This is a genomic window from Pandoraea faecigallinarum (genome assembly GCF_001029105.3).
Lineage (GTDB): Bacteria > Pseudomonadota > Gammaproteobacteria > Burkholderiales > Burkholderiaceae > Pandoraea > Pandoraea faecigallinarum.
In genome coordinates this window covers 49,461-69,157 of record NZ_CP011809.2, presented here as the reverse complement: position 1 = coordinate 69,157, position 19,697 = coordinate 49,461, and the positions used below count along the sequence as shown (strand labels likewise).

The 19,697-nt window shown below is 58.7% G+C and carries 15 protein-coding genes and 6 pseudogenes; 11 read left to right on the top strand and 10 right to left on the bottom strand.

Going from position 1 to position 19,697, the window contains the following annotated elements; genetic code table 11:
- The first annotated feature begins 370 nt into the window (after window positions 1-370).
- The 3 genes and pseudogenes from AB870_RS26690 to AB870_RS25205 all read left to right on the top strand — a co-directional run.
- Window positions 371-679, top strand: a complete 309-nt coding sequence (locus AB870_RS26690; RefSeq protein ID WP_157112549.1) for a hypothetical protein — start codon at window positions 371-373, stop codon at window positions 677-679.
- Window positions 654-1,622, top strand: coding sequence for a hypothetical protein (locus AB870_RS25210; RefSeq protein WP_047909445.1), 969 nt, complete (start codon window positions 654-656; stop codon window positions 1,620-1,622). The genes AB870_RS26690 and AB870_RS25210 overlap by 26 nt, the downstream gene beginning before the upstream one ends.
- A gap of 325 nt (window positions 1,623-1,947) precedes the next feature.
- Window positions 1,948-2,226, top strand: a pseudogene (locus AB870_RS25205) (transposase); the annotation flags it as partial.
- Between the two features lie 9 nt (window positions 2,227-2,235).
- On the opposite strand, the pseudogene AB870_RS26170 reads toward AB870_RS25205, so the two are convergent.
- From AB870_RS26170 to AB870_RS25195, 3 genes and pseudogenes are all read right to left on the bottom strand, one after another.
- Window positions 2,236-2,460, bottom strand: a pseudogene (locus AB870_RS26170) (IS30 family transposase); the annotation flags it as partial.
- A gap of 76 nt (window positions 2,461-2,536) precedes the next feature.
- Complete coding sequence (locus tag AB870_RS25200) at window positions 2,537-3,274, bottom strand: IS6 family transposase (protein ID WP_047909443.1); 738 nt, start codon at window positions 3,272-3,274, stop codon at window positions 2,537-2,539.
- A 125-nt stretch (window positions 3,275-3,399) separates the two neighbouring features.
- Window positions 3,400-4,143: an IS6 family transposase gene (locus AB870_RS25195; protein WP_047909442.1), complete on the bottom strand. Its 744-nt coding sequence runs from the start codon at window positions 4,141-4,143 to the stop codon at window positions 3,400-3,402.
- Window positions 4,144-4,586: 443 nt separating this feature from the next.
- Here AB870_RS25195 and AB870_RS25190 point away from each other — a divergent pair, with 443 nt between their 5' ends.
- Together AB870_RS25190 and AB870_RS25185 are read left to right on the top strand one after the other, a co-directional pair.
- Window positions 4,587-4,865: a type II toxin-antitoxin system RelB/DinJ family antitoxin gene (locus tag AB870_RS25190; RefSeq protein WP_237170183.1), complete on the top strand. Its 279-nt coding sequence runs from the start codon at window positions 4,587-4,589 to the stop codon at window positions 4,863-4,865.
- The gene (locus AB870_RS25185; protein ID WP_047909440.1) at window positions 4,837-5,166 is read left to right on the top strand and encodes a type II toxin-antitoxin system YafQ family toxin; all 330 of its coding nucleotides are present in this window, start codon (window positions 4,837-4,839) and stop codon (window positions 5,164-5,166) included. Before AB870_RS25190 ends, AB870_RS25185 begins: the two co-directional genes overlap by 29 nt.
- A gap of 522 nt (window positions 5,167-5,688) precedes the next feature.
- Here the strand turns inward: AB870_RS25185 and AB870_RS25180 are convergent.
- The 3 genes from AB870_RS25180 to AB870_RS25170 form a co-directional block, all read right to left on the bottom strand.
- Entirely contained in the window at window positions 5,689-7,041 is a 1,353-nt protein-coding gene (locus tag AB870_RS25180) for a hypothetical protein (protein ID WP_053059787.1), read from the bottom strand.
- Between the two features lie 313 nt (window positions 7,042-7,354).
- Window positions 7,355-8,374, bottom strand: a complete 1,020-nt coding sequence (locus AB870_RS25175; RefSeq protein ID WP_053059786.1) for a ParB/RepB/Spo0J family partition protein — start codon at window positions 8,372-8,374, stop codon at window positions 7,355-7,357.
- On the bottom strand, window positions 8,371-9,597 hold the full coding sequence (locus tag AB870_RS25170; RefSeq protein ID WP_174554750.1) for a ParA family protein: 1,227 nt from the start codon (window positions 9,595-9,597) through the stop codon (window positions 8,371-8,373). Before AB870_RS25170 ends, AB870_RS25175 begins: the two co-directional genes overlap by 4 nt.
- 375 nt (window positions 9,598-9,972) lie before the next feature.
- On the opposite strand from AB870_RS25170, the gene AB870_RS25165 reads away from it, so the two are divergent.
- Window positions 9,973-11,007, top strand: a complete 1,035-nt coding sequence (locus tag AB870_RS25165; RefSeq protein ID WP_047906187.1) for an IS630 family transposase — start codon at window positions 9,973-9,975, stop codon at window positions 11,005-11,007.
- A gap of 44 nt (window positions 11,008-11,051) precedes the next feature.
- Here AB870_RS25165 and AB870_RS27645 read toward each other — a convergent pair.
- The 4 genes and pseudogenes from AB870_RS27645 to AB870_RS25155 all read right to left on the bottom strand — a co-directional run.
- Window positions 11,052-11,182 (bottom strand): annotated as a pseudogene (locus AB870_RS27645) (IS3 family transposase); the annotation flags it as partial.
- The gene (locus AB870_RS26165; protein ID WP_418304025.1) at window positions 11,139-11,717 is read right to left on the bottom strand and encodes an IS5 family transposase; all 579 of its coding nucleotides are present in this window, start codon (window positions 11,715-11,717) and stop codon (window positions 11,139-11,141) included. The gene AB870_RS26165 and the pseudogene AB870_RS27645, both read right to left, overlap by 44 nt.
- Before the next feature lie 44 nt (window positions 11,718-11,761).
- Window positions 11,762-11,956, bottom strand: a pseudogene (locus AB870_RS27640) (transposase); the annotation flags it as partial.
- Between the two features lie 129 nt (window positions 11,957-12,085).
- Window positions 12,086-12,818 (bottom strand): annotated as a pseudogene (locus tag AB870_RS25155) (IS6 family transposase).
- Between the two features lie 522 nt (window positions 12,819-13,340).
- Here AB870_RS25155 and AB870_RS25150 point away from each other — a divergent pair.
- From AB870_RS25150 to AB870_RS26160, 5 genes and pseudogenes are all read left to right on the top strand, one after another.
- The gene (locus AB870_RS25150) at window positions 13,341-15,221 is read left to right on the top strand and encodes a metallophosphoesterase (protein ID WP_047909438.1); all 1,881 of its coding nucleotides are present in this window, start codon (window positions 13,341-13,343) and stop codon (window positions 15,219-15,221) included.
- A gap of 349 nt (window positions 15,222-15,570) precedes the next feature.
- A pseudogene (locus AB870_RS25145) lies at window positions 15,571-16,017 on the top strand (helix-turn-helix domain-containing protein); the annotation flags it as partial.
- A gap of 181 nt (window positions 16,018-16,198) precedes the next feature.
- A complete protein-coding gene (gene istA, locus AB870_RS25140; RefSeq protein WP_418303997.1) occupies window positions 16,199-17,698 on the top strand; it encodes an IS21 family transposase in 1,500 nt (499 codons plus the stop codon).
- Entirely contained in the window at window positions 17,691-18,488 is a 798-nt protein-coding gene (istB, locus tag AB870_RS25135) for an IS21-like element helper ATPase IstB (protein WP_047907355.1), read from the top strand. Before istA ends, istB begins: the two co-directional genes overlap by 8 nt.
- Window positions 18,489-19,073: 585 nt before the next feature.
- Window positions 19,074-19,652 carry an IS5 family transposase gene (locus tag AB870_RS26160; RefSeq protein ID WP_418304030.1) on the top strand — a complete coding sequence of 193 codons (579 nt, stop codon included), beginning with the start codon at window positions 19,074-19,076 and terminating at the stop codon, window positions 19,650-19,652.
- Window positions 19,653-19,697: the final 45 nt, after the last annotated feature.

Genomic DNA, 19,697 nt, shown 5'->3' with positions numbered 1-19,697 from the left:
GTCTAACCGGGGCAGGAAAGCTGGCGCGGCGGGGGGAGACGGTGCCGCCAGCGCGGCCGGTCGTGGAGGCGTGCCTGCGCGCGTTCAATAAGAATAGTTCTCAGCCATGCATTTACAGTACTGCCATTCGTGCGCCTGATGCCAACGACCAAAGCGCGCGTCGGGGGCGAATTCAGGTGTCCACCGGAGGCCGGCCGGACCGTGGATGCGGACAATGACAGTACGACCGTCGTCACCGTCTGCGCGACGGCACCCTAGATGCGGCGCTGTTTGGCAAGCGCTACGCGCGCGGCGCTAAGGTGGTGTCGTTTGGATAGAGCTCATTGGGGTAGCCGTCGGTATTCCGGCGGCGTGTGTAAGGAACTCACTTATGGCAGATGGCCCTCTCATTCCTCTCACAATTCGCCGATTCTTTCGTATTGTCCCCCTCGTGTCCAATCACCGTCACGAGGACATCGCGGTTGCGCTGGCCGATCTTAATCTTAAATTCGATGATCAGGACGCCGTCCTCCCTGCCTATCGGAAAACCACCCACATGGGATGGTTTGACAGCCTCTGCGATGTGGTGTTTCACCTGGGTGATAAAACCACCAACCGAATCAGTCGGATTGGAATGCGCCGGCAGGAGAGCCTCGTGCTGTCGAACGTCAGCTATGGCTGTCATCATTCTGAGCGATAAATATAGGGCTACGCACACCATGTCATCGTTTGATACGACACCCCCCATAAAGACCGTTCCGATCTTGCTCCGCGGCAACTGGCTCGCCGATGGCCAGATCAGCGAGACCGAGGTCGATCACGCCGCAGACGCAACAGACGCCAACCCGATCTATAAAAGCCGACTCGAAAAATTTTGGGACCACGTGAAAGACATGTTCTGCACGACCCGCAGGATAGAAGCCAAGGGTTACCTTAACGACATGATGGCGCAAGGGAAGAGCGACCAAAAACGAATCGAGAGCTTACTCAATCTGTTTGGGATGGCGTCGAGCGCGCAACTGAGTCGATTCAATGCTTACTGTGACCCCACCGATCACCGCTACGCGATAATCAGCATCGATCAATCCCCTATCTCGATAAGGGTGCTGCGAAGGGTGCTGCTCGAACAAGCGCACTACGATCCGGAGTACTGCCGCTTAAGCCTAGCGGAGCACCTTAAGGAACTGGGGGCTGCGACGGGGTTCGATCCGAAGGATGCGACGACGACCCTAACGCAGCACCTCGCGGAACAGCGCGCTCCGGTCAGCCAGGTCTGGGACACCATGGAAGGGTGGTTCCTCAAATGTGAAGCGCCTAGAGCCAAGGAGTACTTGGAAGACTTCCTGAGCCTATCCACTTGCGCCACCACAAAGCGACACTGCTTCACAAAAATGCGGGAAATGGCTTTGGGACAATACAAAAGCCATTTCCGACGCCAAGACACCTACGACGGCAGCGAGTTGCTCCGCCTCGCGGGAGCTAGTAACAGAAACGTCCGTCCGGAATTCAACGGTATTGAGGAAGCTCGTTTTAAGAAGGAGCTAAACGGGCTGCTTGGGCGCTTACCTTGGGTGGAGGAGGATGACATGCGCTACGAAAAGATGATGATGGAAGAGGAAAAGTTGAGGCGAGGAAACGAGTAATTGTAGCTTCCCACGGTTTTTCGCCTTCCAATGGTGTACAAGCGGTAGGCGGGGAATATGGGCTGCTGCCGGTGACGTGTCCCCAGAATATGCGTACAGGCCAAAACTAGAGGTAAAGTTGCTTCTCAGCGCCCCGAACGGGGCGAGGAGTCGCCATGAAACGGTCGAGATTCACTGAAGAGCAGATTGACCTTAACTCGTTTTCACGTACAGCAACTCACGCCGCTTGTAGCCTCGTTTCGTAATCACACGGCGTGAGGTACCCGATCGACGAGCGAACCGCCCCGGATTTGGTGGAGGCTCCAACTCTTGAGAGAATGGAGCCATGAACAAGAAGGTAACCAAGTTTTCCCCGGAAGTCCGAGCGCGCGCAGTGCGTCTGGTGCGCGAGCAGCGTAGCGAACATCCGTCGATGTGGGCGGCGGTCGAATCGATTGCGCCGATGATCGGCTGCACGCCGCAGACACTGCACGAGTGGGTCAAGCGCGACCAGGTCGACCACGGCGAGCGCGATGGCGTGACCACAGACGAGCGCGAGCGCCTCAAGGCCTTGGAGCGCGAAGTCAAGGAGTTGCGTCGTGCCAACGAGATTCTCAAGGTCGCGAGGGTAGGTTCAATGGGTCGCTGCAACAGCCTCGCGTAGTTTATCGGCCGGAGACATGAAGCCCAATGTTTTTCTGGGCCTTTCATTGAGCCGCGCTGCAATTTTGTTCAGCTCCGCCTGCGAGTATTGATCAAGTTGCGTACCGTGGGGCAAGTACTGACGCAGGAGTCGGTTCGTGTTTTCGTTGGTGCCGCGTTGCCAAGGACTTCGCGGGTCGCAGAAGTAGACTTTCACATGTATTAGCTGAGACGGTATTGTCAGGTTGTTTAGTTGAAACCGAGCCAAGGTACCATGGCAGAAAACGACGCCCTTACGCCGCCATGCGGGTGGAGCAAGCCCATTCCCAGGCGGCGAAGGCCTGGGTGCGCGCCGCACGTTTTTGCTCGGCATTGCGGTGATAGCGGCACGCCATGAACAGGTTCGAAACCTGACCGTGGATTGAGGCGAAGCGCTGCAATTGGCGTGCCGACTTAAAGCGACGCATCACTTTCTCCCGCACCCGCGTAGGCTGATGCGAATTCTCCGCCCGGTTGTTCAAACCTTTATGCTGGCGGTGTTCGACGCTTAGCCCGAGCTCGCGGTGGGCCGCCGCATAGCTGCGCAGTTTATCCGTGACGATCACGCGCGCGCCGCCATGGCGCTTGAGCAGGCGGCGCATGAGCCGTTTGGCGGCGGCCGTGTCGCGACGGCTTTGCACCAGCACCTCAAGCAGCGCGCCGTGTTCGTCCACCGCTCGCCACAGCCAATGTTTTTTGCCGTGGATTGTCACGACCACCTCGTCAAGATGCCATTTGTCGCCGCGCCTCGGGGACGTCGATCGAATACGCCCGGCGATGGCCAGACCGAACTTCGTCGCCCAGCACCGTACCGTCTCGTAGGTCAGCTCAATCCCCCGCGCGGCCAACATTTCCTCGACCATGCGTAGACTCAGCGGAAACCGGTAATACAGCCACACCGCATAGCGGATAATGTCAGGCGGAAATCGGTAGCCTTTGAACGAGATCGCCGCGTCGCTCGAGCGCTGGGGGCTGACTGAAAATTTTTTCATGTCGCATTCTATCCTTCCGCCTCCCCCATCCGAACAACCTGACAATACCTTCCGCTCGGCCCGGGGTATTGTCAGGTTGTTTAGTTGAAACCGAGCCAAGGCACCATGGCAGAAAACGACGCTCGTTATGCCGCCATACGGGCGGAGCAAGCCCATTCCCAGCTCGCGAAAGCCTGGGTGCGCACCGCGCGTTTATGCTCGGCGTTGCGGTGATAGCGACACCCCATGAACAGGTTCGACACCTGACTATGGACTGAGGCGAAGCGCTGCAATTGGCGTGCCGACTTAAAGCGACGCATCACTTTCTCCCGCACCCGCGTAGGCTGATGCGAATTCTCCGCCCGGTTGTTCAAACCTTTATGCTGGCGGTGTTCGACGCTTAGCCCGAGCTCGCGGTGGGCCGCTGCATAGCTGCGCAATTTATCCGTGACGATCACGCGTGCGCCGCCATGGCGCTTGAGCAGGCGGCGCATGAGCCGTTTGGCGGCGGCCGTGTCGCGACGGCTTTGCACCAGCACCTCAAGCAGCGCGCCGTGTTCGTCCACCGCCCGCCACAGCCAGTGCTTTTTGCCGTGGATTGTCACGACCACCTCGTCAAGATGCCATTTGTCGCCGCGCCTCGGGGACGTCGATCGAATACGCCTGGCGATGGCCAGACCGAACTTCGTCGCCCAGCACCGTACCGTCTCGTAGGTCAGCTCAATCCCCCGCACGGCCAACATTTCCTCGACCATGCGCAGACTCAGCGGAAACCGGTAATACAGCCACACCGCATAGCTGATAATGTCAGGCGGAAATCGGTAGCCTTTGAACGAGATCGCCGCGTCGCTCGAGCGCTGGGGGTGACTGAAGATTTTTTCATTTCGCATTCTATCCTCCCACCTCCCCCATCCGAACAACCTGACAATACCGTGTTGGCAAAGCGCATGGCTTCGTTAAGTGATTGATCTGCCGGGATTTTACGACAGAGGTAAAGCAAAACGCCAGAGTAAAAGCAGAAAAATGCCGCTTAAGAGTATTAGAGTAATGTAAATACTATTTTGAGAATTATTCCTATTTGTTGTGCCGCGGATTGACCACACGGCCTGTCCGACGGTCTCACCATGCGCAGGGCGTGCATGAGCGCACACCACCGTCCCCTCCCTCGCACAACGCTATCCTCGGTTTCGGATGGGTGGCCAGCTTGCGAACTCGAGGGCGAGTGCCCTTGTCCTTGAGCGGCGGGGTCGAGGGGCGCCCCTCCCAGGGTCCTTGAAATGGTCCACGACGTGCGATACAATGCATCTCAATACCATCTCCCCAGGAGCCCATCATGGCGGCGACCACTATGGTCCACGTGCGCGTGGACGAGAACGTCAAAGCGCAGGCGACGGAAACGCTGGCCGCGATGGGCCTGACTGTTTCCGATGCGATCCGCGTGTTCCTAACCCGTGTTGTCGCTGACCAGGAACTGCCATTCGCGCTCAAGGCGCCCAACGCCACCACCCGCGCCGCGCTGGCTGAGGCCGATGAGATTGTCAAGAGCCGCCGCGCGCGCTTTGCCACTGCTGACGCGTTGCTGAATGACCTCGAAGAAGCCAGCCGCAAGTAAACGGGCGAAGCTGCCTCGCTCTTCGGACTACACCAAGGATTTCCTCAAGGATTGGCTGCGTCTGTCCCACTCCGGTCGGTACGACATGAACCGGCTGGAAGAAGCCATGATGCTGCTGATCGCCAACGACGGGCCGCTGCCGCCTGAATGGCTCGACCACCCGCTCACGGGGGACTGGACAGGCCATCGTGAGTGCCATATCGGGGGCGACTTTCTGCTGATCTACACGCTCGACGACGCAGGCAAGAGCGGCTTGGTGGTGTTCGTGCGCAGCGGCACCCATGCCGAGCTTTTCTCGTGAGTCTGCCTGCGAGCCGACGATGAGGCACTGTCGGTGGAGGCGCCTCGTGGGCCGGAGGTCGCCGCGCCACTGCCCTCCCCCATTGCACCGCGATCTGTTCGCCTGGAGAGTCACTGGCCAGGCGATCGTCGATGCTGGCCAGCCTTGGGCGGCCCGAACGCCATTGCCCGCCTCTCCAGAGACAGACGTGCACCGCGTTTGCTCGGGTTCAAGTCCACCTATCCAACTGGAGCACAGGTCAACGCGCACAGTCATGACGCACGCGTTGCCTTGCATGCCTATCGGTTTGTGCAGGCGCATGGACGTCGAAAACGTCCTGCCCGATGAACCGGACGTTACCGGATGTCCAGCCGCACCCGGCCCCCTTGTCCACCAGTTTTTCTTTCGAAGGCTTTCCCCAGCCTTATCCCAAGGGGTGACGGTAGCCGATCGCATCCATAGCAAATTGCGCCGGCTATGCTAGCCCCCGGCTGTCCACCCTCGTCCAATCCCTACCCTGCTCGGCACCCGCTGTCATGCCGGTCACGCATGGTGTGGCTCCGGTGTTGTCGAGGCGCGACCGCGTGTCGACGTGACGTGTGGCTTGCACATTGCCCGTAACGCCGCGAGGGCTTCTGCGGCCGTCGTCGTGAGTGTGCGCGGCGCATCTTTCTGTTTGATCACCGGGGAGACCGCGTGAGCCTCCGCGGTGGGGACCCGCGATGGAGGCGATGCGAGGCGGGACGGGAGGGCTTCCTCACAGACCCTGTAGGCGTTCGGGACCATCGAAACAGGGGCGCGCTCAGGAGCGAGGCCACGCCGGGCGATGGCTGCCTCGCGGATCTGCGCGAGCTCGTGTGGCGTCACCGCGCGCAGCTGGCCCGACTTTACCGACGTCATAAATGTGACCTGCCAGTTGCCGGCACTGCGGCGTACGACACCCTCCGCGAGGTGCGTGATCGCCAGGCTGCGGCCTCCGTCGTCCAGCACACACTGGTGGAGCCCTTGGGCGTCGACAAAAATCTTGCCTACGTTAGTATGCACGAACGTCTCCGCGCAGCGTTGTTGAGCGGCGAGGAAGTCCATGCGGGCCTGCTCGGCAGCCTTCGCGCGTAGCTGGTAGCCGAAGTCTACCGGTGAGGCGAGCAGTTTGCGCAGATAGTTGATCGGACGGCTCGCCTTGGCGAGATGGGTCCAAGTGGCCTCGACGACATCGGAGAGGCGCTTACCGTGCTCGCGTGCTTCGCGCATCATCTTGAAAATCAGAAATTCATGAAAACCCAGGGTGCGCAGACGCTCGAGGTCACTGGGGAGCCGGCCTGGTTGTCTCTTTTGCAGAGAGATAGGGGAAAGATCCTTAGTTATAGCACCGTCTGCCACGTTGGCACCCCGTGCGTCAAAGCGTTGAACGGCTTGGGGCTCGCCGAGAGAATGCGCCTGAGTTTCTTCTACCGCCTCGGTGCCATCGAGGTCGTCGTCTTCGACGGTGACCTCGATGAGACCCAGCAGGATGGCCGCGCGGGCTGACAGGTGCAGATACGCACGGCCGAAGAGCCCATGCGAGACGTAGCGGCGTTGGGGGGGGCGTTCAATGAGACCCGCGGCCTCGAGGTCAGCCAGACTGCGATAGAAGGTTCGCTCCGACTGCATGGCGCGCTCGCTCAGTAATTCGCGCCGCGCGAAGATCTCGCCGTAAGGCTTCTTGGCGTCGACTGTGCGGGCGAGGGCGGCCAGGACCGCGCGGGCTCGGGCGGGGATGCCGTCGAGCCGGCTGGCCCGGTGAACCGCACGCAGGATTACCCACGGCAGATTCGTGTTGTCGGATTCGAAGTGAATCCCTTTTTCTGAGGCGTGCAAAGACTCCTCGCTAGCAACAAAGTGTTGCGCGATACACATAGCCAATCACTCCATTCGTGAAAATGGCGTCAAACCACTTGACTGGCTCCCGTGTTCCGCTACACTCCGAATTGTCAGTTCATCCGGTTTTTAACCCGGGGAGTGTAGCGGCTGCGGTGTCCAGCCAAGCCCAGATTTGCAAAAGCCTTCGGCGGCAACCGAAGGCTTTTGTCTTTCTAGATGTTATCTCTGCATCTTCTATCCTATTCGTAAACGGCTGATTCTTAATGATTCCCTACTAGGGCTATCTATGCCGATTTCGTTATATTTTCGCTAAGTGCTTGATTTGTTTGGCTTCCCTACTAGGGTGCAATCAATCTGCAGCAAGCTGAGTGCGCATGAACGCCTCAATTTTCGCTGCCCATTCTTCCGCCGCAATCTCGCCACTTTTTCCTGTGAAACGCAACCCAATAACGCCGCTACGAACCGTTACGTCGCAGAGTTTTCGCTTGCCAGCCATCACTGAGCGCACAATAGGCGGGGTGGCTTTTGGTGCCTTCGGACGAGCCATCTCGAGCGCTCGCTTCTGCGTGAGGGCTTCGTTTTCACACAGTGCGTGAATGGCCTTGATCACGGACTCTGCGTTCCCTGCGCTGGCAAGCGAGGCGAATTCTTCCGCGGCATTGCCTCCAATCCGGTCGGGCCGCAATGCGACCGCCTCGAGTGCTTCGGGAGGCAGCTTCTCGAAGGCAAGAATGCGCGAAACGTGCGAGCTGCTGAGGCCCGAGGCTTCAACAATGTCAGAACGGGTAAACCCGGATGACTGCAGTCGTTCAAACTGGCGGAATTTTTCAAAATCAGGCATGGATGGTGCGAGCAAGTTCGCAAATGCTGCGCCCAATTCCGCACTCTTCGCCGTGCCGGTGTATGGGATGCCTGGAATAGTGGTCCGCTTGAGCTCATCTCGATAGATGGCAACGCGGTTGTGACCCGAGACAATTTCGTTTCGTCCGTCGCCAAGCGGGCGATAGACGATTGGATGCATTAGCTCGTTTTTCGCCAAGTTTGCTTTCAATTCGGCGTATTCGGACGGTGAGAGCTTGCGACGGCGGCCGGCCACTTCGACCAATGTGGCAATGTCGACTTCCAGCGCGCCCGCCCCACCGACGTTCTGTTGAAGGATCTCGAGCTGCTGAAGGGCGGCCTTGAGTTCCTCCCGAGCCCTTTCGGCCTCGGCCTGAGCTTCTTTGGCTTTGTCCTCAGCCTCGTTGATCCGACTGGTCATCTCGAACATGCGGCCCGGCGCGCTTCGCGGAATAGCACCCGGGCGATTGGCAGGATCGGGTTTCTGGTTCGGGTCGATGGCCGACATACGGTCGAGTAGTTTGCTCATGTTTCAACCTCCAATTGCTTCGACCAGACACGGGAGAACTGATCGTCAATAAACTCTGAGAGCGCGTCCAGCGGTGCTTTCAGTCGCTCGTATTGCTCGCCCGTCATCCGCGTCTCCCCGTCAGTGTCCACGTCCAGCCGTTTCTGATCGTAAATGGTGGAGAGGGCGCCTAGCGCAGCGTGCTGCACCTTCGAATCAGGCACGTGGAGCGGGAAAACGCGGTCGCCATATGCCTTGCGAATCCAACCTTGGACCCCCTTGGAGGCATCGAACGGGCGAACCTTCGTCATAAAGATATTCACGAAATCGTAGCGCTTGTTCTCCGCGCGCGGCAGGCGGCCAGCCACTTCCGAGAACATCTGCCAGAATTGAGTCGAGCTCGCAAAGTCGAGTGCTTCGGGCGGCAGCGGCATGATGATCGCGTCCGCTGCCATCAGAACGTTAGTCGTCAGGTACGAGAGGGCAGGCGGCGTGTCGATAACCACCATGTCGTATTCTTCGAGTAACGGATCGAGGCCGTACTTGATGATGTTCCAGAACTCGAAGCGAGTATCGCCGAGGATGTGCGACGGAATGGCGTACTCGGAATCCTGGAGGGCATTGCAGGCCGGGATCAGGTCGAGGTTCTTCCAGTAGGTTTCACGCACTGCGTAGCGCAGGTCTGCTTCGTCGCCGTAGATCAGCGGCAGCAGCGTATCTGCGTCAGTGATCTCTGCATCTGGAGCGTAGCCGCAAAGCTGTGTCGCAGAGCCTTGCGGGTCGGCGTCGATGAGGAGAACCTTGCGCCCGAAAAGGGTGAGCCTTTGTGCTACGCTAACCGAAGTCGAAGTCTTCGCGACCCCGCCCTTAAAGTTGGCGAAGGCGACAACCCGGCCGCGGACCCCTTCGGTTCGTTGTGTGCGGTTGGTCGTGGCCTTGATCCACGTGAGCGCTTCCTCAAGCGAGAACACCTTGGCACGGCCGGCACCCGTTTGTGTGCCGATGGGCAAGTTGTGTTTCGTGGTGAGGTATTTCATGCGCTGCTTGTCGAACCCGCACATAGCTGCGATGTTCGCTGCGGTGAACGTCGGAGGATGTTTCCGAGGGTAGGGCTCGAGCATTGTCGCTCGAACGAGCTCGAGCATGTTCAAGGCGCGTGCTGCGATGTCATCACGGATGTCTGCAATGGACATCGATTGATCAATCTCAGGCACCTTAGAGATCAGCAGGTCGTTTACGGTCACGGTGCTATCCAGGTTGTTGGCGAATTTTCCCGGTTTGCTTGAAAAGTTCAGCTAACCCGGAGAATAATTGGCGAGCCGGTAAACAGCAAGTTAACTTTTCAGGCGTGCGAAGCATTGCAAACCAGTCACAGCGCGGATTTCGAAGCGAAAGCTAGAATTTGGTTTAGAGAAAGCAGGGTATAGGAGGCGGCAGGGCCTGCCTCGCTGACTTCAACTGAGCTTTTTTGCCCTCCGCGAGCAGTCAACCGTATGCGTCCGTTTCGTGATCAATAGCTCCGAAACTTCGCATGAACTGGTGGAGGCGTGTTTGTCGGTGGAGTTGCCTGTGTACTAACATTTTAGAAAGTAAAATCACTTTTGCGATATAGTGTCGAGATGAAATGCAAACGCTTATCCGACGGTCGCAAACTGGACCACCACACCCTCCAGGTCATGCGCCAGCAAGCCGTCAAAGCGGTGCGCGCAGGCGAAGCGGTAGCCAACGTGGCGGCTGCGTACGGCCTGAGTGTTCGCACGATTTTTAGCTGGCTCGCGAAGTTCGCTGACGGCGGGCAAAATGCATTGCTGGCCAAACCGATTTCCGGTCGCCCGCCAAAGATCAGCGCCGACGAAATGCGCTGGATTGCCCAAGCCGTTCGCGAGAACTCCCCGCAACAGTTCAAGTTCGAATTCGGTTTGTGGACATTGTCGCTGATCGGCGAGTTGATCAAACGGCAGTTCGGAAAAACCCTGGCGTTGGCCTCCGTCAGTCGCGTGATGAAACTGCTTGGGTTCTCGGTTCAAAAGCCGCTGTACCAAGCGTGGCAGCAAGATGCCAAGTTAGTCCAGCAGTGGGAAGCCGAAACCTATCCCGCGATCAAAGCCCAGGCCCGTGCCGAAGGTGCCACGATCTACTTCGCCGATGAAGCCGGCATTCGTTCCGATTACCACACCGGCACAACCTGGGCGCCGATTGGACAAACGCCTGTCGTTACCGTGACCGGACGCCGGTTCTCGTTGAATATGATCTCGGCAGTCAGCCCACGCGGCGACTTCCGGTTCATGATTCATGAAGGTTCCGTGAGCTCACGTACCTTCAAAGAATTCCTCACGCGCCTGATGATCGGCGCGACAAAACCCGTGTTCCTCATCGTCGATGGTCATCCCATCCATAAATCCAAGCTCGTCAAAGACTATGTCGCATCGCTCGATGGCCGGCTCAAGCTGTTCTACCTGCCGCCGTACGCACCGCAACTGAACCCGGACGAACAAGTGTGGGCGCATGTCAAACGCCAGGTCAGCCGACGCCTTGTGCAAAACAGCGATGACATGAAAAAACTCGCACTTGGCGCCCTGCGGCGAATCCAAAAACTGCCCGAACTCGTCAAATCGTTCTTCCAACAACCCGAGTGCCAATATGCGGCACAATGAATTTACTTTCTAAAAAGTTAGTAACTCAAGACACGCGGACACCGTTAGGTTGATGACACCGCATTACGCCTGAACTCGCGAGGCGAGCGGTATTCAGGGCTTTGTGCGGCGTTGTCAACTTAGAGACTGTTTCAAAAAGACGGCTCAGCGCGCCGGAAGATGTTCCAGCAGACGAGAGAACAGCCGAGTTTGAGGAATGCCTCGTGAATGTCATCCCGACGTTCGAAGCGAATGCGAAGACGGCGAGAGTTGTGAAGCCACGCATGAGTACGTTCGACAACCCAGCGGAATTTGCCCAAGCCACTGCCGTGTTCTGTCCGGCGCCTGGCGATCACCGGTTTGATGCCGCGCTCGCGAAGCCGCTGACGATGCGGCTCGGAATCGTAGCCACGGTCTGCGAAGATGACTTTGGGCTTCAGAAGCGGTTGGCCGCGCACGCCGCGAATGGGTGGGATCGCGTCGACGAGCGGCAGCAACTGGGTGACGTCGTTGCGGTTCGCGCCGGTCAGGATTGCGCTGACGGGGATGCCATTTGCATCGACGAGGATGTGATGCTTGGAACCTGGTCGCGAGCGATCCGTGGGGTTCGGGCCCGTTTTTCGCCCGCCCCAACGGCTCGCACCGACGATGAATCGACGGCTGCTCGTGAGAAATCGAGCTCGCCAGCCTCGCGTAACTTGTCCAGCAGTAGCTGGTGCAACCTGATCCATACGCCGGCTTTCTGCCAGTCGCGCAAGCGCCTCCAGCAGGTTGGCCCCGAACCGAATCCCAACTTGGTCGACAGGTCGCACCAGCGTATCCCGGTCTTGAACACGAACAGGATGCCGTTCAGTGCAGCTCGGTTTGAAACCGGTAGCCGCCCTGGATATTCCGGGCGTCGCGGTTTTGGCGGCGGCAGCAAAGGTTCGATCAGTGCCCACAGCTCGTCGTCAATGATCGGCGTGCCCATCCCCTCGGTTCCTGTTGTTCAGATGGACAAGGTTAACAGCTTGCCGAAAAGGTTAACAGCCCCCTTGGGCTCTTTTTGAAACGGTCTCTTAGGGATGTCGTCGAAGCCGATGCACGAATCGACAGCGATTCAAAAAGTATGAGACGGAGTTTGGGCAACCTGGGTGAATTCACGCCATTGAGCAAAGTGCACCGCGAGCTGTTTGCGAAAGAGCGGCGCGCGCAGCAAATGTCGTTTGAGTGCGAAGTGTTGCCGGATTGGCCCGAAGCTCGAGAGGAAGGTTTGCGTGCGCGCTGGGACGCGAAAGCCCCGCATGCGCCGCTCGCGCTCCCGCGTCGGCTGATGGCTGTTCTCCGCGCGGTTGTCGACCCGAGCCGCTGCTTTGACAAACACATGCTTCACATTGGCCAGCGCCGGGATGTCTGCTTGGCCGCCGCATAGCTGCGCAGTTGATCGGTCACGATCTTGTGCGGCACCGGGTTCGAGCGCAGCACGCGCTTGAAGAAGCGCTTGGCGGCCGCCTTATCGCGCCGCTTCTGCAGCAGGATGCGAGTTGCGCGCCATGCGCGTCGACGGCGCGCCACAGCAGGTACGGCTCACCGCGCAGACCCACGCACATCTCGTCGAGGTACCACGTGCTACCGGGCTTGCGGCGTGCCGCTTTGACCCGGTGGGCAAAGCCCGCGCCAAACTTGTCGCACCAGCGGCGGATCGTCTCGTAGCTGACTATCACCCCGCGCTCGAACAGCAACGCTTCGATGTCGCGCAGGCTGAGCTGAAATCGGAAGTACCAACGCACGGCATGGCTGATGACCGACGCTGGGAATCGGTGGCCGTGATAGAGCGATTTTGGTTTTCTCATCGCTTCATCGTACGCCAACTTACCGATAACGTGACAGTGCCGTGAGGACCAGTCAGAGGACCGCGCAGCCCCGGCTCCCCCGCCCCGCCCCGCCCGTGCGGCCGGCGAGGGGCTTCCCGGATAAGAACCGTTCTCAACCATCTATTTACATTACTCCCACCAATCCCGCCCAATCAACCGCTTAGCCCACTGCCCTCGGGCGGCGACCTGCCCCCCGCGCCGCGGCGAACGTCGGCCGCCGCAGCCAGCGATGGCGCCCACCTCAGGTGTTCACCTGACGCCGACCTGACTGGCCATGCGGATAATGATGGCAAGACGCCCCATGCCGCCTCATCGAAACGAGGCGGGGCCACGGCAGGCTGTGGCCCGCTCCCCCACGCGGCGTTGGCGAGCCGCACCCCCCGCCGACCTGTCGGACGGGCATCGCGTTCTCGCTAGCGCGTGAGCGTGGCCACGACACCGTGCCGCACCGTGATGTGTCAACCGTTGGCGAACTGCGCCACCGTCGGGAATTTAGTCACTATGGTATTGGATCCACAGGTTCGGCTGCGCTCGGCCAGCGTAAATAGCACCTCGTTGGCCCCGCAAAACAACGGCATCGGCGACGCAATGTCGCAGGCATTGGTGGATTGTACGTATGAACTCTCGAAGGTAACGAGAGTTTTAACTGACTCGGTGAAGGGCGGTTTTATTGATCAGGGATTGCGTAATTGTGAAACGGCAATCACCGAGCTGAAACAGCATTGCGCACAACCGCAGGCGGCACCCGACAAGATACTTACCTCGATTTCTAAAGCGGTGGACGGTGTCGAGGAAGTGCTCCAAGAAGTCCAAAAAAGAAAACTCGGGCCGGACGTGGCGGAGAAGGTGCTCGAGAAGCTGGGGACTTTAATAGGTATTTTAGTCGCTGTGGGGGTATGGGCCGTGGCGCCGTATTTGTTGGCGTCGAGCGCAGCGGTATGGGGCTTCGGCGGGTTAGTGGCGCTGAGCGCCGTTGTGCTAGGGGGGATTGGGCAGGCTTGGGGGGAGAATCGCGCGAACGCGTACAAGGACTTTGCAGCAGCCGTTACCGTGGCAGACCCGGAGCCCCGCTTAGCCTCGATGAGAGCCGCGGCGATTCGTACTGAAGCCGCCTATACCATGGCGAGTATCGCGGCGGATTTAGACGCGGACACCCGAAATTATGTCGAATCGTTGCTCGATATCCCTGCGCTCGACAAGCCCGCGGTTAGCCGTGCGCACCCTGAGGTGATCGCGGGCGGCGACGGCGACGGCAGTGCGGTTCGCGCGATCATGCTTGCCATTCAGGCTGGCGTGATCCGAATCAAGAGCGCAAGGGGACGTGCGCTTGTGTGCCAACTGCTCAAGGCTGAAGCGCGGGCGGTGCGCGAACGGCACGGACCTAACTTTGTAGCTTACCAGGAAAACGAGGAATATCGGGCGGCCCTACGCGAACTGAAGAACCACCTGGATTTTCGCCGAGGCGTCACGGAGCTTATCTTTGTGGGGGATGTCTGCCACGATAGATTTTCGTTGGATAAAGATGTGGAATGTTGGCTCCGTGAGCAATTGGCCGCCATGGGGGTGATTACTCTTTTTGGCAATCACGATGACCATCGGGTTACGCAGGAGTATCAACTGAAGGCAGACCCGAGCGCCGGGAAAATGTCCACATATGGGGACTTTGCGTGGAGCACAAAAAAGCTCAAAGATTGGATAGCGCACGAAAAAAAAGTGTTTCGGCACGCTTACTTCTCGAAATCAACCAACATATTGTTCACGCACCAAGGCCTAAGACCGGGGCCGAACGGCACCCTATGGTACGCAGGCGGATTTTTGCGCGCGGCGGATTATAAGGACAACCCGGAAAAGCTCGTTGCCGATATTCAGGCGGGCAAACGGATCAAGCTTTCGGAGAAGAAAGGAGAGCTTACCCGGGCGGAGAAATCGATGATTATGGGTATACTCCGTGAATCTTCGGCGGGGAGAGACTTCATAGCCAACTCAGACATACAAACTAGGGCCCCCAACTACACGAGGCTTGAACCGGTTGAGTTCCCGAACGGGTATCCCGACGATCTTCCGGAAGACGCATGGTGGAAAGCGCCCGAAGGTGTCGATTGGCAGTATGCCGCCCAATTGGCGGAAAGCGAGGCGGTTCGGGTGTCGTTCCAGACGAGCTTCCGACCTAGCCAAGCCGATTGTGAATGTGTCTCGAAGCTTCTCGGTTGTGGCGTAGCGCATGGTCACGATGGCGTGGCTGATCTCCAGAAGAGAAGCGCGCTCGGCCTTAACGCGCGGGCCGGTGAGAACTGGGACTATAAGCCCAGCGCGTGTGCCATTTACGCGCCACCCAACGGTGCTGTCGCAATACGTAGACGGCGACAGACTTGGTCGGTTTGATGAGGGCCGCGCACCGCCCGGCGGGCAGAAGGACGCGTCGGCCGAACCCGAGCCGTCGGCGACGGCGCACACCTCAGGTGTTCACCCGATAGGGGCCTTTGCCTATGCGGCCGACAATGACGGCAAGAACCGGCGTTTGACTCACCTCACGCGGCGGCTTGCGCTCACCTCGCGGTGGCGGCTGTCGAAGAAGGGGTAGTGACCACATAGCTGCCAAAAGTGCCATTTACGAATGAGGTGCAATAGCCTAGACTAAATCTGACAGCTGTCGGTTTCTCCCGGGGCACAGCGTTGTTCGTCGCATCCAGTGACGGCAACGTTGCGGTCCCTGAACCGCAAGGAGTCCACCATGACTCAAGATCAGAAAGTCATTCGTGCCAAAGTCGGCATCCTTGAGCTGGCCCGCCAGCTCGGTAATGTCAGTCAAGCCTGTCGCGTGATGGGCTATTCACGCGACAGTTTTTACCGATTCAAAGAACTGTACGAGACGGGCGGCGAAGCCGCCCTGCAGGAAATCTCTCGGCGGCGCCCGCAGCCCAAGAATCGCGTGGATCCGCAGGTTGAAGCCGCAGTGGTCGAGTTGGCCCTGGAGTTGCCCGCCTATGGCCAGATTCGCATCGCCAATGAGGTGCTCAAGCGTCATGCGTTGCACGTCTCGCCTCAGGGCGTGCGCAGCATCTGGCTACGTCACGACCTCGAGACCATGAACAAACGCCTGACGGCGTTGGAGGCCAAATCTGCGCAGGAAGGGCTGGTGCTCACCGAGACCCAACTTGCCTCGCTCGAGCGGGCCAAGCTTGCACGTCCCGGTGCCCGGCGACGAACGTTCGCCACGTGCGCAATGTGGCACGCGCACGTGTTGATGTGCACCAAGAACTGACCCTTTGAGGGGTGTAGTTTTCATCGAAAATTGACCCACGTGATTCAATGTCCTGCTCAACCTTTGAGCAGGAGATACCAAGGTGATCACGGTGGGCATGCTAGCCAAGATCAGGCGGATGTATATCCGCGAGAAGGTACCGCTGCGAGAGATCGCGCGACGCACGGGCCTGTCCCGAAACACGATACGCAGCTGGCTGCGCCAGCCCGATGCGGTCGAGCCACATTACCCCAAGCGAAACGGCCTCAGCGTCGTCGACGAGTGGGCCGAACAACTGAGTGGCTGGTTATGTACCGACAGCCATCGGCCGAAGCGCGATCGGCGTACGGCTCGCTTCATGTTTGAGGCGATACGTTCACAGGGTTATGCCGGCAGCTACGCGCGAGTGAGCGCGTTTGTGCGGCACTGGCACGAGGCGCAATCTCAGGCGCCACGCACCAAAGCTTATGTGCCGTTGGCATTCGATCCCGGAGAGGCCTTCCAGTTTGACTGGAGCTGTGAGTATGCCTTCGTGGGAGGCTTGCGCCGACGGCTTGAAGTCGCTCACGTCAAACTCAACGCCAGCCGCGCTTTCTGGTTAGTCGCCTATCCCACGCAGAGCCACGAGATGCTATTCGACGCACATGCTCGAGCTTTTGCGGCATTTGGTGGCGTGCCTCGCCGAGGCATCTACGACAACATGAAGACGGCGGTCGACAAGGTCGGCCGAGGCAAAGAGCGAGCGATCAACGCTCGTTTTGAGGCAATGTGTGGCCACTACCTCTTCGAGCCAGAGTTCTGCAATCGTGCCGCCGGTTGGGAAAAAGGGATCGTTGAGAAGAATGTGCAAGATCGACGGCGACAGATTTGGCATGAAGCTGCCGAGCGTCGATGGGAAACTTTGGCGACGCTCAACGAGTGGGTGGCTGACCAATGCCTATGCGCGTGGCAAGGCAAACACCCGCAGTGGCCCGAGATCACCATCGCTGACGCGTTGCAAGATGAACGAACGAAGTTGATGCCCAACCCCAAGCCATTTGATGGATATGTTGAGCAGACGCTACGCGTCTCCTCAACGAGCCTGATCCACTTCCAACGCAATCGCTACAGTGTGCCGTCGAGTCTGACCAATCAGGTCGTTAGCGTGCGCAGCTACCCGACATATCTGAGCATCGTTTCCGAAGGGCAAGAAGTTGCCCGACATGAGCGTAGCTTTGAACGATATCTCACCTTTTACGATTGGCGCCACTACATCGACCTGGTGGAGCGCAAGCCCGGTGCACTGCGCAACGGAGCACCATTTGCGACGATGCCGGTGCCGCTGCAGCGCTTACAGCACTACTTGCTCAAACAGCCTGGTGGTGACCGGGTTATGACTCAAGTGCTGGCGGCAGTGCGTGACCATGGCTTAGACGCCGTGCTGACTGCCGTAAAAATTACCCTGGAATCCGGCCGGCCGAGTGCGGAGCATGTCATCAATGTGCTGAGTCGACTCAAAACGCCAGTTGGGCCGTTATTGCCCACCCCGACCAAACTGCATCTGACCGAAGAGCCCTTAGCGGATGTCGATCGCTATGAGCGCCTGCGGCCCAATGCTCCGGAGAATCGCCATGTCTAACGACATCACCGCCCAGCTTAAAGGTTTGAAGTTGCATGGCATGGCAAGCAGTTGGCCAGAGTTGCTCGCGCAATCCAGGCACACGGAGTTTGATCCTGAGCGTTTCATGAAGCAACTACTGATGGCCGAGACGGCAGAGCGCCAGGTCCGATCTATTGCTTATCAGATGACTGCAGCTCGTTTCCCTGCGCATCGAGATCTCACGGGATTCGATTTTGGCCAAGCGCACGTAGATGAAGTGTTGGTGCGCGAACTGCACGATCTGACGTTTCTCTCGAGTGCACACAACGTCGTCTTTATCGGCGGGCCAGGTACGGGCAAGACGCACTTGGCCACCGCCATAGGGATCCAAGCGGTGCAGCGCCAGGGCAAGCGAGTTAGGTACTTCTCGACAGTGGAACTGACGAACGCGCTGGAGCAGGAGAAGGCTATCGGTAAGCAAGGCCAAATAGCACACAAGTTGATGTACGTGGATATGGTGATCCTCGACGAGCTGGGCTATCTGCCATTCAGTCAGACGGGCGGCGCGCTGCTATTTCACCTGCTCTCGAAACTGTACGAGCACACCAGCGTGGCAATAACAACGAACCTGAGCTTTGGCGAATGGGCCAGCGTATTCGGGGATGCGAAGATGACAACTGCGCTGCTCGACCGGGTGACGCATCACTGCCACATCGTAGAAACGGGCAATGAGTCCTGGCGTTTCAAGACCAGTTCGGCAAAGTCTCGGGTATCGCGGAAAACGGCCCTCAAGGGCACGGAAACCGACGACTTATCCACACAGAAGTAGATGTACTACGCTGTTTGGGGTGGGTCAAATTTCGATGAAAACCCCGGGTCAATATTTGGTGAAAATCAACAACGCGCACGAACCGGCCGCGATGTGCTCGCTATCGAGCGCCCCACCTGATGCGTCGCTTTGCGGCGGAAACAATCAGCGCGATCCGTACTATGTCCATAAGAGCCTGCGGGGGAGTCGTCCTGCTGCTTGTGTTCGGCGTGTATTTATCTCAGTTGCGCCTTCGCAAGGCGATGACCATACTCCCTTAGAGACCGTTTCAAAAAGAGCCCAAGGGGGCTGTTAACCTTTTCGGCAAGCTGTTAACCTTGTCCATCTGAACAACAGGAACCGAGGGGATGGGCACGCCGATCATTGACGACGAGCTGTGGGCACTGATCGAACCTTTGCTGCCGCCGCCAAAACCGCGACGCCCGGAATATCCAGGGCGGCTACCGGTTCAAACCGAGCTGCACTGAACGGCATCCTGTTCGTGTTCAAGACCGGGATACGCTGGTGCGACCTGTCGACCAAGTTGGGATTCGGTTCGGGGCCAACCTGCTGGAGGCGCTTGCGCGACTGGCAGAAAGCCGGCGTATGGATCAGGTTGCACCAGCTACTGCTGGACAAGTTACGCGAGGCTGGCGAGCTCGATTTCTCACGAGCAGCCGTCGATTCATCGTCGGTGCGAGCCGTTGGGGCGGGCGAAAAACGGGCCCGAACCCCACGGATCGCTCGCGACCAGGTTCCAAGCATCACATCCTCGTCGATGCAAATGGCATCCCCGTCAGCGCAATCCTGACCGGCGCGAACCGCAACGACGTCACCCAGTTGCTGCCGCTCGTCGACGCGATCCCACCCATTCGCGGCGTGCGCGGCCAACCGCTTCTGAAGCCCAAAGTCATCTTCGCAGACCGTGGCTATGATTCCGAGCCGCATCGTCAGCGGCTTCGCGAGCGCGGCATCAAACCGGTGATCGCCAGGCGCCGGACAGAACACGGCAGTGGCTTGGGCAAATTCCGCTGGGTTGTCGAACGTACTCATGCGTGGCTTCACAACTTTCGCCGTCTTCGCATTCGCTTCGAACGTCGGGATGACATTCACGAGGCATTCCTCAAACTCGGCTGTTCTCTCGTCTGCTGGAACATCTTCCGGCGCGCTGAGCCGCCTTTTTGAAACAGTCTCTTAGACGATCATTTGTTAGTCGTAATAAATCAATCT